We start from the raw sequence: 13,618 nt of genomic DNA, 5'->3' as shown, positions 1-13,618 counted from the left end.
GTATGACGCTCATTTTACGTCCACCCGGCAGATAAACGCCATTATGTTATGCATATCACTCTAAATTGTTTTTTTGATGTTACCAATTGCGCGTTCTTTTGCTATTATGAGCGATATCGAACATTTATGAGCTTTAACGAAAGTACGTGAGGGCAGCATGGAAACCAAAGATCTGATTGTCATTGGCGGGGGCATCAACGGTGCCGGGATCGCGGCAGACGCCGCCGGGCGTGGTCTTTCCGTGCTCATGCTGGAGGCTCAGGATTTAGCCTGTGCCACCTCGAGCGCAAGCTCAAAACTGATCCACGGCGGCCTGCGCTACCTGGAACACTATGAATTCCGTCTGGTCAGCGAAGCCCTGGCCGAACGTGAAGTATTGTTGAAGATGGCCCCTCACATCGCCTTCCCGATGCGTTTTCGTTTACCGCATCGCCCCCATCTGCGCCCGGCGTGGATGATTCGAATCGGTCTGTTTATGTACGACCACCTGGGTAAACGCACCAGTTTGCCAGGCTCGAAGGGGTTGCGTTTTGACTCAGACTCGGTTCTTAAACCCGAAATCGTGCGCGGTTTCGAATATTCTGATTGCTGGGTGGACGATGCGCGTCTGGTGGTTGCGAATGCGCAGATGGTCGTTAAAAAAGGCGGCGAGGTCTTAACACGTACCCGCGCAACCTCCGCAAGGCGTGAAAATGGTTTATGGATTGTCGAAGCTGAAGATGTCGACACCGGAGAAAAATTTAGCTGGCAGGCGCGCGGTCTGGTGAATGCGACCGGCCCGTGGGTCAAACAATTCTTCGATGATGGTATGCATCTGCCGTCGCCGTACGGTATCCGCCTGATTAAGGGGAGCCATATCGTCGTACCGCGTGTGCATACCCAAAAACAGGCCTATATCCTGCAAAACGAAGATAAACGCATTGTGTTCGTCATTCCGTGGATGGATGAGTTCTCAATAATCGGTACTACCGATGTGGAATATCAGGGCGATCCGAAACAGGTGGAAATTGATGAAAGCGAAATCAATTATCTGCTGAAAGCCTATAACGCCCACTTCAGGAAGCCGCTTTCACGTGAGGATATCGTCTGGACCTACTCCGGCGTACGTCCCCTTTGTGACGATGAGTCTGACTCACCGCAGGCAATTACCCGTGATTATACCCTCGATATCCACGACGAAGCGGGTAAAGCACCCTTGCTTTCCGTCTTCGGCGGTAAACTCACGACCTACCGTAAGCTCGCCGAGCATGCGATGGAAAAACTGGCGACGTATTATCAGGGTATTGGTCCGGCGTGGACGAAAAGCAGTATTCTGCCCGGCGGGGAAATCGAAGGCGATCGCGATGACTACGCCGCGAAACTGCGCCGCCGTTACCCGTTCATCACGGAATCTCTGGCCCGTCACTTTGCCCGTACCTACGGCAGTAACAGCGAACTTATTCTCAAAGATAAAACGACGGTTGAGGAGTTGGGTGAGCATTTCGGCCATGAGTTATACGAAGCCGAACTGCGCTACCTGGTTGAGCATGAGTGGGTTCGTCGCCTCGACGATGTTCTCTGGCGCCGGACAAAAATCGGCATGTGGCTGAATGCCGACGAGCAGTCCCGCGTAGCGCAATGGCTGACCCGCCATAGCAAAACCGAGCTGTCACTGGCCTCGTAATAAAAAAGCCGGGGATTAACCCGGCTTAATAATCTCTGTTCAGAACCCGGTAAGCCTGTGCTACCGGGTTTTTGTTTTACAACCGCACCGGATCAATATGCCAGATCTTATCGGCATACTCCTGGATGGTACGGTCTGAAGAGAAGTAGCCCATGTTGGCAATGTTGTGCATCGCTTTGGTGGTCCACTCCTCCGGCGTGCGGTAGAGCTCATCAACCTTGTCCTGGCAATCCACATAGCTGCGGAAATCAGCCAGCACCTGATAGTGATCGCCAAAGTTAATCAGGGAATCAACCAGGTCACGGTAACGGCCAGGATCCTGAGGGCTGAACAGCCCGGTCGCAATCTGTGTCAATACCTGATGGAGCTCTTCATCCTGCTCGTAGTATTCACGAGGTTTATAACCCTGACGGCGCAACGCTTCGACCTCTTCCGCCGTGTTGCCGAAGATAAAGATATTGTCTTCACCTACGTGCTCCAGCATCTCAACGTTTGCCCCATCCAGCGTACCAATAGTAAGCGCACCGTTGAGCGCGAACTTCATGTTACTGGTGCCGGACGCTTCCGTTCCCGCCAGCGAAATTTGCTCAGACAGATCTGCCGCCGGAATAATAACCTGCGCCAGACTGACGCTGTAATTCGGAATGAAGACCACCTTGAGCTTGTCGCCAATCTCAGGATCGTTATTGATAACCGCCGCCACGTCATTGATGAGATGAATGATGTGCTTCGCCATGTAATAAGCGGACGCGGCTTTACCGGCAAAAATGTTGACGCGCGGCACCCACGCCGCTTTCGGATCGGCCTTGATACGGTTGTAGCGCAGGATAACGTGCAGCACGTTCATCAACTGGCGCTTGTATTCATGGATGCGTTTGATCTGCACGTCGAACAGCGCTTTCGGGTTTACCACTACGTTCAGCTGCTGCGCAATCACCGATGCCAGGCGCTTCTTATTCTCAAGCTTAGCCTGACGGATCGCCTGATTCACCAGAGGGTAATCAATGTGCTGTTCCAGCTCGCTTAACTGGCTGAGATCGGTACGCCAGGTGCGACCAATATTCTCATCCAGTACCTCCGAGAGCGGCGGGTTCGCCAGCGCCAGCCAGCGACGCGGCGTGACGCCGTTAGTCACATTGGTAAAGCGCATCGGGAAGATTTTTGCAAAGTCAGCAAACAGCGACTGCACCATCAGGTTAGAGTGCAGCTCAGAAACGCCATTCACTTTATGGCTGACGATCACCGCCAGCCAGGCCATACGGACCCGGCGGCCATTGGACTCGTCGATGATGGAAGCACGACTCAGCAGATCCACATCATTCGGGTACTGCTCCTGAATGGTTTTCAGGAAGTAGTCATTGATTTCGAAGATGATCTGCAGATGGCGTGGCAGTATTTTGCCCAACATATCAATCGGCCAGGTTTCCAGCGCTTCGCTCATCAACGTATGGTTGGTGTAAGAGAAGACCTGACAGGTCACTTCAAAGGCTTCGTCCCAGCCAAACTTATGCTCATCAATTAACAAACGCATCAGTTCAGGGATGGACAAAACCGGATGGGTATCATTCAGGTGAATCGCTGTTTTTTCCGCCAGGTTGCTGTAAGTTTTATGCAACTGGAAGTGGCGACTCAAAATGTCCTGAATAGTGGCAGAGACCAGGAAATACTCCTGACGCAGTCGTAATTCACGCCCTGAATAGGTTGAGTCGTCCGGGTAGAGGACGCGGGAGACGTTTTCAGAGTGGTTTTTATCTTCCACCGCTGCGAAGTAATCGCCCTGGTTAAACTTACCCAGGTTGATGGCGCTACTTGCCTGCGCATTCCACAACCGCAACGTGTTGGTCGCATCGGTATCATAACCGGGGATAATCTGATCGTAGGCAACGGCCAGAATCTCTTCTGTCTCAAGCCAGCGGGACTTTTTCCCCTCCTGCTGAATACGGCCGCCAAAGCGCACTTTGTAGCGCGTATTGTGGCGCTTAAATTCCCAGGGGTTACCGTATTCCAGCCAGTAATCCGGGGACTCTTTCTGCCGCCCTTCCACAATGTTTTGCTTGAACATGCCGTAGTCATAACGAATGCCGTAGCCACGACCCGGCAACGCCAGCGTCGCCAGTGAGTCCAGGAAGCAGGCCGCAAGACGGCCCAGGCCGCCGTTACCGAGGCCTGGGTCATTCTCTTCGTCGATCAGTTCGGCGAGATCCAGCCCCATCTCTTCCAGCGCGTTTTTCACGTCATCGTAGATACCCAGAGATAACAGGGCATTGGAAAGGGTGCGGCCAATCAGAAATTCCATCGACAGGTAGTAAACCTGCCGCGTTTCCTGAGACAGTTGTGCACGGTTGGAGCGCAACCAGCGCTCAACCAGACGGTCACGCACGGCAAACAAGGTGGCGTTCAGCCATTCATGTTTATTTGCAATGACCGGATCTTTACCGATGGTGAACATCAGCTTGTAAGCAATTGAATGTTTTAACGCCTCAACGCTCAACGTGGGTGAAGCATAAGTAAAAGGTGCATTCATAAAAGTGATTCCAGGAGCTTATTTCAACCGATAGTAAAGGTCGCGGTAAGACTGCGCGGCGACCTGCCAGCTAAAATCCATGCCCATCGCCTGACGCTGAACAAAACGCCAGAGTGAAGGACGGGACCACAACACGAAAGCACGCCGAATCGCGCGGAGCAGCGACCAGGCATTACTGTCTTCAAATACAAAACCACTGGCGATTCCATCTGCCAAATTCTCCAGAGAGCTATCGGACACCGTATCAGCAAGCCCACCGGTACGCCGTACCAGCGGCAGTGTGCCGTACTTCAGTCCATAAAGTTGCGTTAATCCACACGGTTCGAAGCGACTCGGCACCAGAATGACGTCAGCGCCACCCATGATGCGGTGCGAGAACGCTTCGTGATAACCAATCTGAACACCCACCTGCCCCGGGTGCTCTGCTGCTGCGGCCAGGAACCCTTCCTGCAGAACCGGATCGCCCGCGCCCAACAGCGCAAGTTGTCCACCCTGCTCAAGCAACCCTGGCAGTGCTTCCAGCACGAGGTCGAGGCCTTTCTGACTGGTTAAACGACTGACCACTGCAAACAGTGGAACCTTGTCGTTAACCTTCAGTCCCATGGCAACCTGCAACTGGCGCTTGTTCTCTGCTTTTTCTTCCAGCGTATCCCTCGTATAACGCGAGGTAAGCAGCAAGTCTGTTGCCGGGTCCCAAATTTTTTCATCGACGCCATTAAGAATGCCGCTCAGGCGACCTTCCATCTGCCGCTGGCGTAACAGTCCTTCCATACCATAGGCAAATTGTGGCTCAGTAATTTCACGCGCGTAGGTGGGGCTAACGGCCGTAATGTGGTCGGCGTAATAAAGCCCCGCTTTAAGGAATGAAATCTGCCCCTTAAATTCCAGCCCATGCATGGTAAAGAAGGAGGATGGCAACCCGATTTCACTCATATGATGCGCGTAATACATTCCCTGGTAGGCCAGGTTATGGACAGTGAACACCGACTTCGCCGGACGCCCTTTCGCTGCAAGATAGGCGGGTGCCAGGCCGGCATGCCAGTCATGAGCATGGACCACATCTGGCCGCCAGAAAGGGTCAAGCCCACTGGCCATCTCTGCACCTACCCAGCCAAGCAGCGCAAAGCGCAAGACGTTATCGGTATAGGCGAAAAGATTTGTGTCGTGGTACGGGCTGCCGGGCCGGTCATAGAGATGCGGCGCGTCAATTAAGTAGATCCCCACCCCATTAAAATGTCCGAACAGCAATGTAATTCGACCGGCGAAGGTCTCCCGACGGCTGACAATCTGAGCATCCGTCACTCCCCGACGGATATCAGGGAACGCAGGCAGTAGCACGCGCGTGTCAACGCCGTCAGCGATTTGCGCCGCCGGTAGTGCGCCAATAACATCTGCCAGACCACCGGTCTTCAGCAACGGAAACATCTCGGAACATACATGTAAAACCTGCATTCTCGCTCCTGTCAAAACCGCTAACACTCAACCGGCATTAGCGGAAAAACAGCACGCGGACCCCTTCCGCGCAAGGTTATCTCGATGCTGTTACTCTTGTTGCAATTTACGCAGCATTTCGCGCGTCACCAGCACAATGCCCTCTTCGGAGCGGTAGAATCGACGCGCATCTTCTTCTGCATTCTCACCAATAATCGTCCCTTCCGGGATGACACAAGCGCGGTCTATAACGCAGCGCCGCAAGCGACAGGAGCGTCCGACCCACACCTCAGGTAACAGAACCGCAGAATCGATATTGCAAAACGAGTTTACGCGCACCCGTGAAAACAATACCGATTGCACGACCACCGATCCGGAGATCACACATCCACCAGAAACCAGTGAGTTCAACGTCATACCGTGACTTCCCGATCTGTCCTGAACAAATTTCGCCGGTGGCAAAGATTCATTATAGGTACGGATTGGCCAGTTACGGTCATACATGTCCAGTTCCGGCACAACGGAAGCAAGATCGAGGTTCGCTTTCCAGTAGGCTTCCAGGGTTCCCACATCGCGCCAGTAAGGTTCTGACTCAGGATCCGAGTGCACGCAGGAGAGTGGGAAAGGGTGTGCATAAGCCATGCCAGACTTCATAATCAACGGGATGATGTCTTTACCGAAATCGTGACTGGAGTTTTCGTTCTTGTCGTCTTCTTCCAGGAGTTCGTAGAGATACTCTGCATCGAAGACATAAATCCCCATACTGGCCAGCGATTTGGTGTCGTCATTAGGCATGGACGGCGGGTTAGCGGGCTTCTCGACAAACGCAATAACTTTGTCATTTTCATCCACAGCCATTACGCCAAAAGCGCTTGCCTCTTCAATAGGCACCGGCAGACAGGCCACGGTGCAGCGCGCACCCTTTTCGACATGATCGATAAGCATGCGGGAATAGTCCTGCTTATAGATATGGTCCCCCGCCAGGATAACGATATATTCAGCGCCGTAGCGACGAATGATGTCGAGGTTCTGCGTCACCGCATCGGCAGTACCGCGATACCAGCTCTCACCGTGCACACGCTGCTGGGCTGGCAACAGGTCGACAAACTCATTCATCTCTTCATTAAAGAAAGACCAGCCGCGCTGAATGTGCTGCACCAGGGTATGGGACTGATATTGCGTAATGACCCCAATACGGCGGATACCGGAGTTAATGCAGTTGGACAGGGCAAAATCGATAATGCGAAATTTCCCGCCAAAGTGAACGGCAGGCTTGGCACGTTTTTTTGTCAAATCTTTCAGGCGCGTCCCTCGCCCACCTGCAAGTATCAGGGCTACAGATTTTAATGGCAGCTGGCGCGCTAACATTAATGGATCATTCTTTTCTAATCTAACCATGACGAACTCCTTTTTTATGACCTTTCAAATACGCACACTCCGTGCGCGGGCCCATGCCAGACAGCCATGACTACCGGATTATCCTCTCCGGCAAACGGAGGAATGGCGCGCCACTCCCCATCGGGTAAAACCAGTTCGGCAACCTCAGGTGTCCCGTTGATCGTTATCAAAAATCGATCGGACAACAGGATTTGCAGGCAATGCAAGCCACCTTGCCACTCACCGGCGCTAAGAGGTTGCGCCGCGTTATTCAGCCACCGAACGTTTCCATCCCCCTCTTCCCACCAGTGATTCCGCGTTAATGCCGGAATACGCTTGCGAAGATGGATCAATGCAGAGGTAAAGCCCACCAGCCCACTGTTTGCCTGTTGCCAGTCAAGCCAGGTCAACACGTTATCCTGGCAGTAGGCGTTGTTATTACCGTGCTGGCTGTGACCCTGTTCATCACCGGCCAGCAGCATTGGTGTTCCCTGAGAAAGCAGCAGAGTGGTCAACAGGGCATGGACGCTGGTTCGCCTCCTTTCTGTTATCTCAAAACTGCTGCTTAAACCTTCTATACCATGATTATTACTATGGTTATTGTTAGTACCGTCGCGATTTTCCTCGCCGTTAGCCTGGTTATGTTTGTGGTTAAAGCTCACACAATCACGCAACGTAAAGCCATCGTGCGCCGTTACCAGGTTGATGGAAGCGCAAGGCAAACGGCCCTCGCGACGGAACAGCTCGCCCGAGGCGGCAAACCGCCCGGCAAATTCGCCCAGCGACAACGACTGCTCCAGCCAGAAGCGACGCGTCGCATCACGAAAATGATCGTTCCACTCGGCAAACGGCGGCGGGAAATTACCCACCTGATAACCGCCGTGACCAATGTCCCAGGGTTCAGCAATCAGTTTCAGCCCCGATAGCAGCGGATCCTGTTTGATGGCTTCAAACAGCGGCGCATGAGGGCTGTAGTCCGGCGTTCTGCCCATCACGCTCGCAAGATCAAAACGGAACCCGTCAACATGAAAGGTGTGAACCCAGTGTCTGAGGCATGCGATCGCAAACGCCACACCGCCCGGATGAGAAAGGTTTAGCGTGTTGCCACAGCCGGTCCAGTTCTCATAATCACCATCACCCCTGATCCAATAATAGCTACGGTTATCGATTCCGCGCAGGGAGAGCGTCGGCCCGTCAAGATCAATTTCAGCGGAATGGTTCAACACAATGTCGAGGATCACTTCAATTCCGTTCTCGTGCAGCGCTTTTACCGCATCACGAAATTCATTGATGGCAGCCTCTGGTGTGCTGGCATAACGCGGTTCGAGCGCAAACAGCCCCAGCGGGTTGTATCCCCAGTAATTACTCAACCCCAGCCGCTGCAGGCGAGGTTCGCTGAGAAAATGCGCGACAGGCATCAGTTCCAGGGCCGTGATCCCAAGCGTTTTGAAGTACTCAATCATCACCGGGTGACCCAGGGCTTTGTAGGTGCCCCGGATCGCTTCAGGCAGAGCAGGATGCAAATACGTCAGCCCTTTAACATGAGCTTCGTAGATAATGGTCTCGCCCCAGGGAGTGGAAGGCGCACGATCGCCCCCCCAGTCGTAAGCTTCATCCACGACGATGCATTTAGGCGCGACCGCGGCGCTGTCATGTGGGTCAGGGGTCTGATAGCCGCCGTGCAGCAGTGGATTATCGTTAACCTCACCTTCAATACGCAGCGCGCAGGGATCAATAACCAGCTTGGCCGGGTTAAAACGGTGCCCCCCGGCGGGATCCCAGGGGCCATGCACACGGTAACCATAACGCAGACCCGCTTTTGCATTCGGCAAAAAACCATGCCAGACGTCACCTGTTCGGGCCGGAAGATCAACACGCTGCTCGTTGCCTTCGTCATCGAAGAGGCACAGTTCCACACGGTGCGCATGAGCGGAAAAGAGGGTGAAGTTTACCCCGTCCTCTGCCACATGCGCGCCGAGCGGCGCTGCCTGTCCAGCCGCCAGAAGCGTCATTCCCCCTCCCGAACCAGCCAGATGGTCGACAACGGAGGCAAGGTGATGGAGAGTGAATGTTCACGACCGTGGCTAGGAATGGTTTCGCTTTGTACACCGCCGCCGTTACCGGCGTTACTGCCGTGGTAGTGCATTGAGTCGGTATTCAGCTCTTCACGCCAGCGACCAGGCTGGTTAACACCGAAGCGATAACCATGACGCGGCACCGGGGTAAAGTTACTGGCAACGATAATTTCATTACCTGCTTTATCACGACGAACAAAAATAAACACCGAACGCTCATAGTCATCGACCACCAGCCATTCAAAGCCGTAATCGTCAAAGTCCAGCTCATGCAAGGCCTTATGGTGACGATAGGTTCGGTTCAGATCGCGCACCAGACGCTGTACACCGTGGTGCCAGTTATCGCTACCTTCCAGCAGGTGCCAGTCCAGGCTTGAGTCATGATTCCACTCGCGACCCTGAGCAAACTCATTGCCCATAAACAACAGCTTTTTACCGGGGAAGGCCCACATCCAGCCGTAGTAGGCGCGCAGGTTGGCAAACTTCTGCCAGGCATCACCCGGCATACGATCCAGAATGGATTTTTTGCCGTGTACAACTTCGTCATGGGAGAGCGGCAACACGAAGTTTTCCGTGCTGTTATAAATCATACCGAAGGTGAGTTTGTCGTGATGGTGCTGGCGATAGATCGGGTCGAGCTTCATGTAGTCGAGCGTGTCATGCATCCACCCCAGGTTCCATTTGTACCAGAAACCCAGCCCACCTATTGAAGGCGGGCGCGAGACGCCAGGAAAATCCGTCGACTCTTCCGCCATGCTCACCGCACCGGGTACCTGCTCACCGAGAATACGGTTGGTGTTACGTAAAAACTCAATAGCCTCAAGATTTTCACGACCACCGTGTTCATTAGGGATCCACTCCCCCGCTTTACGGCTGTAATCGCGGTAGATCATGGACGCCACCGCATCCACGCGCAGGGCATCAATGCCGAAGCGCTCAATCCAGTAAAGCGCATTACCCACCAGATAGTTGCTGACCTCACGACGGCCAAAGTTGTAGATAAGCGTGTTCCAGTCCTGATGGTAGCCTTCGCGTGGGTCGCTGTGCTCATAAAGGCTGGTACCATCAAACTGCGCAAGACCAAAGTCATCTGAAGGGAAGTGGCCCGGTACCCAGTCAAGAATGACGTTTAACCCGGCAGCATGGGCAGCTTTCACAAAGTAGAGGAAGTCATCACGGGTGCCAAAACGACGGGTCGGAGCATACATTCCGGTGGGTTGATAGCCCCAGCTACCGTCAAAAGGATGCTCATTAATGGGCAGCAGCTCAAGGTGAGTAAAGCCCATCCACTTCACGTAGGGGACCAGTTGGTCGGCCAGCTCGCGGTAGCTCAGCCAGAAATTATTGTCAGTATGGCGACGCCAGGATCCCAGATGCACCTCATAAATAGAGATGGGTGCATCAAATTCGTTGGCTTTTTTACGTGCTTCGGTCTGCTCTACCTTCTCAGGAAGATCGCAAATCATCGAGGCCGTTTCCGGACGCATCTGCGCTTCAAAAGCATAGGGATCCGATTTAATGCGCAGCTTGCCGTTGGCATCAATCATCTCAAATTTATAGAGCTGACCGTTGTGCGCACCAGGAATGAAAAGCTCCCAGATGCCGGACTCTTTTCGCAGACGCATAGGGTGGCGACGACCATCCCAGTAGTTGAACTGTCCGACGACAGAGACACGGCGGGCGTTAGGAGCCCATAGTGAAAAGCGCGTACCCGTCACACCATCCATCGTATCGGCGTGTGCGCCGAGGGTTTCATAAGGCCGCAGATGGGTGCCTTCAGAGAGCAACCAGGCATCCATCTCCTGAATCAATGGACCAAAACGATACGGGTCGTCGATGAGGTTTTGCTGACCATGCCATACAACGGCAAGCTGGTAGCGAAAAGGGTTTTTACGTCGTGGCATAACGCCACTAAAAAAGCCACGTGAATCCAGGCAATCCAGGTTGCCCACTTTACGACCCGTTTTGGGTTCAATCACCCAGACTTCTGTCGCATCCGGTAATAATGCGCGGACTTCCAGCCCCGCTTCCGTCTGGTGCATGCCGAGCACGGAAAAGGGGTCCGCAAAATGGCCTGCTATTAGCGCGTTAATCACGTCTCTATCTACAAGCACGGACATGGTTTCATCCTTTTTTATTTGTGTCCCACCAAAGCCGGGAGGGTTATACACCCGGTTGAGACACATTTTTTGACCTGAACTGCGCAGCACATAATGTGCATCCTCTCTGCTCAGTCCCACCTTCAGGTAAGATGCAAAGGCACCCAACTTAAAGCATAGCCAACGCTGTCTCTAACCCCCGATAAAATTAACAATATCCGCGTAGAATCCTTTAATACGCAAAAAAAAGGGGTGACAAGCACCCCTTTTCAAAGAATTTTAGTTTAAGCCAACTGCCGTAGCATGCGGCGTAGCGGCTCGGCCGCGCCCCATAACAGCTGATCGCCAACGGTAAAAGCAGAGAGGAAATCTGGCCCCATATTCAGCTTACGCAGGCGACCAACCGGGGTGGTCAGCGTACCGGTAACCGCGGCCGGCGTCAGTTCACGCATGGTGATTTCACGGTCATTCGGCACCACTTTCGCCCACGGGTTATGGGCCGCCAGCAGCTCTTCGATGGTCGGAATCGACACATCTTTTTTCAATTTTAAGGTGAAAGCCTGGCTATGGCAGCGCAGCGCCCCGACACGTACACACAGGCCATCAACCGGGATTGCAGAGGCAGTGCTCAAAATCTTGTTGGTTTCCGCCTGCCCTTTCCACTCTTCGCGGCTCTGACCGTTATCCAGCTGTTTGTCGATCCACGGGATCAGGCTACCTGCCAGCGGTACGCCAAAGTTATCAACCGGCAATTCACCGCTGCGCGAAAGCTGAGTGACTTTGCGCTCAATATCGAGAATAGCGGAAGCTGGGTTGGCAAGTTCCGCCGCCACGTGACCATGCAGCTGACCCATCTGCGCCAGCAGTTCGCGCATGTGGCGTGCGCCGCCACCGGATGCCGCCTGATAAGTGGCAACAGAGACCCATTCAACCAGATCGTTTGCGAACAGGCCGCCCAGTGACATCAGCATCAGGCTGACGGTGCAGTTTCCGCCCACAAAGGTCTTGATACCCTTGTTCAGACCTTCGGTAATCACAGACTGGTTAACCGGATCGAGAATAATGATGGCGTCATCTTTCATACGTAACGATGATGCCGCATCAATCCAGTAGCCCTGCCAGCCGCTTTCACGAAGCTTTGGATAGATTTCGTTGGTATAATCGCCGCCCTGGCAGGTGACAATAATGTCGAGGGCCTTCAACGCTTCCAGATCGAATGCATCCTGCAACGTACCGGCAGATTGACCGCCAAACGTCGGAGCAGCCTGACCGAGCTGGGAAGTGGAGAAGAAGACCGGGCGAATGGCGTCGAAGTCGCGCTCTTCTACCATGCGTTGCATGAGTACGGAGCCGACCATACCGCGCCAACCGATAAAACCAACATTTTTCATAACGTATTTCCTGCGAAGGTGTGTGCTGTTTGTGCTTGCCAGTATCCTGACTGGCGCTAATAGCCCACATTACAAAATGCACACAAAGTCGCAAGTGAAATTAATCAATGATGGGCAAGCCATCAGAAATACCGCTAATCAGCGGCAAAACAGGTAAGAGTCATGAGCGAAATCATTTCTGTGGCAGTGTTGTTGATCCTGATTATGGACCCTCTCGGGAACCTGCCTATTTTCATGTCGGTACTGAAACATACCGAACCAAAGCGTCGGCGCAAGATCATGATCCGGGAGCTGCTTATCGCCCTGGCGCTGATGCTGATTTTTCTGTTTGCGGGTGAAAATATTCTGGCATTTCTTAACCTGCGCGCAGAAACCGTCTCCATTTCCGGTGGCATTATTCTGTTTCTGATTGCCATTAAGATGATTTTTCCGAGCGAGTCAGGCAGCAGCATGGGCCTGCCTGCGGGGGAAGAACCCTTTATTGTGCCGCTGGCGGTTCCGCTGGTCGCCGGGCCAACGTTGCTCGCTACCTTAATGCTACTGTCACACCAGTACCCGAACCAGATGAGCCATCTGGTGATTGCCTTGCTGATTGCCTGGGGCGGAACGGTCGCAATTTTGCTGCAGTCATCGCTGTTTCTGCGTTTGCTTGGCGAAAAAGGGGTAAACGCGCTGGAACGTTTGATGGGCCTGGTACTGGTGATGCTCGCGACCCAGATGTTCCTGGACGGCATCCGGCTGTGGATGAAAGGCTAGGTAAAAGCAACGGGAATAAAAGCAAAAAGGCAACGCAAGTTGCCTTTTTTAGTGTTTGCTCCCTCTCCCGCCGGGCTGAAGAATTCCCAGAAATATGACGTTTTGCAGCGATATCACAGTCCCATGAGAATAAAACCGTCACCGCGATGACAAGGTCCGGCTGAAAATCGATGAGGCGTTGACGGCTGACCGGGGCCGCCCGCAGGGAAGCGGGCGGAGGGGATAGCCTGCAGGGAGGCAGGCTGGTCCCCGACCCGATAGTCAGACGACATAAGCATCATGGACCGCGAAGCGGCGATTTT

General features: G+C 53.5%; 8 protein-coding genes and 1 pseudogene. 2 read left to right on the top strand and 7 right to left on the bottom strand.

The genetic code is table 11. The features are described from left to right. Positions 1–157 precede the first annotated feature (157 nt). Entirely contained in the window at positions 158–1,663 is a 1,506-nt protein-coding gene (glpD, locus tag KXR87_RS13575) for a glycerol-3-phosphate dehydrogenase (protein ID WP_437432772.1), read from the top strand. Positions 1,664–1,739: 76 nt separating this feature from the next. On the opposite strand, the gene glgP is transcribed toward glpD, so the two are convergent. From glgP to asd, 6 genes are all read right to left on the bottom strand, one after another. Then, positions 1,740–4,187 (bottom strand): glycogen phosphorylase, encoded by a 2,448-nt coding sequence (gene glgP, locus KXR87_RS13570; protein ID WP_437432771.1) that lies wholly within the window; start codon positions 4,185–4,187, stop codon positions 1,740–1,742. A gap of 18 nt (positions 4,188–4,205) precedes the next feature. Continuing rightward, positions 4,206–5,639, bottom strand: coding sequence for a glycogen synthase GlgA (gene glgA, locus KXR87_RS13565; RefSeq protein ID WP_437432770.1), 1,434 nt, complete (start codon positions 5,637–5,639; stop codon positions 4,206–4,208). A gap of 90 nt (positions 5,640–5,729) precedes the next feature. Next, positions 5,730–7,016 carry a glucose-1-phosphate adenylyltransferase gene (gene glgC / locus KXR87_RS13560; RefSeq protein ID WP_437432769.1) on the bottom strand — a complete coding sequence of 429 codons (1,287 nt, stop codon included), beginning with the start codon at positions 7,014–7,016 and terminating at the stop codon, positions 5,730–5,732. A 14-nt stretch (positions 7,017–7,030) separates the two neighbouring features. Then, on the bottom strand, positions 7,031–9,007 hold the full coding sequence (gene glgX, locus KXR87_RS13555) for a glycogen debranching protein GlgX (protein WP_437432768.1): 1,977 nt from the start codon (positions 9,005–9,007) through the stop codon (positions 7,031–7,033). Next, positions 9,004–11,190, bottom strand: a complete 2,187-nt coding sequence (glgB, locus tag KXR87_RS13550; protein ID WP_437432767.1) for a 1,4-alpha-glucan branching enzyme — start codon at positions 11,188–11,190, stop codon at positions 9,004–9,006. The genes glgX and glgB overlap by 4 nt, the downstream gene beginning before the upstream one ends. Positions 11,191–11,453: 263 nt before the next feature. Continuing rightward, positions 11,454–12,560, bottom strand: coding sequence for an aspartate-semialdehyde dehydrogenase (gene asd / locus KXR87_RS13545; protein ID WP_437432766.1), 1,107 nt, complete (start codon positions 12,558–12,560; stop codon positions 11,454–11,456). A gap of 162 nt (positions 12,561–12,722) precedes the next feature. Here asd and KXR87_RS13540 point away from each other — a divergent pair, with 162 nt between their 5' ends. Then, complete coding sequence (locus KXR87_RS13540; protein ID WP_437432765.1) at positions 12,723–13,316, top strand: YhgN family NAAT transporter; 594 nt, start codon at positions 12,723–12,725, stop codon at positions 13,314–13,316. A gap of 113 nt (positions 13,317–13,429) precedes the next feature. Here the strand turns inward: KXR87_RS13540 and KXR87_RS13535 are convergent. Continuing rightward, a pseudogene (locus KXR87_RS13535) lies at positions 13,430–13,618 on the bottom strand (hypothetical protein); the annotation flags it as partial.

The organism is Yokenella regensburgei, from assembly GCF_051486985.1.
Classification (GTDB): Bacteria; Pseudomonadota; Gammaproteobacteria; order Enterobacterales; family Enterobacteriaceae; genus CBFFRJ01.
This window is presented reverse-complemented; position numbering and strand designations above follow the sequence as displayed.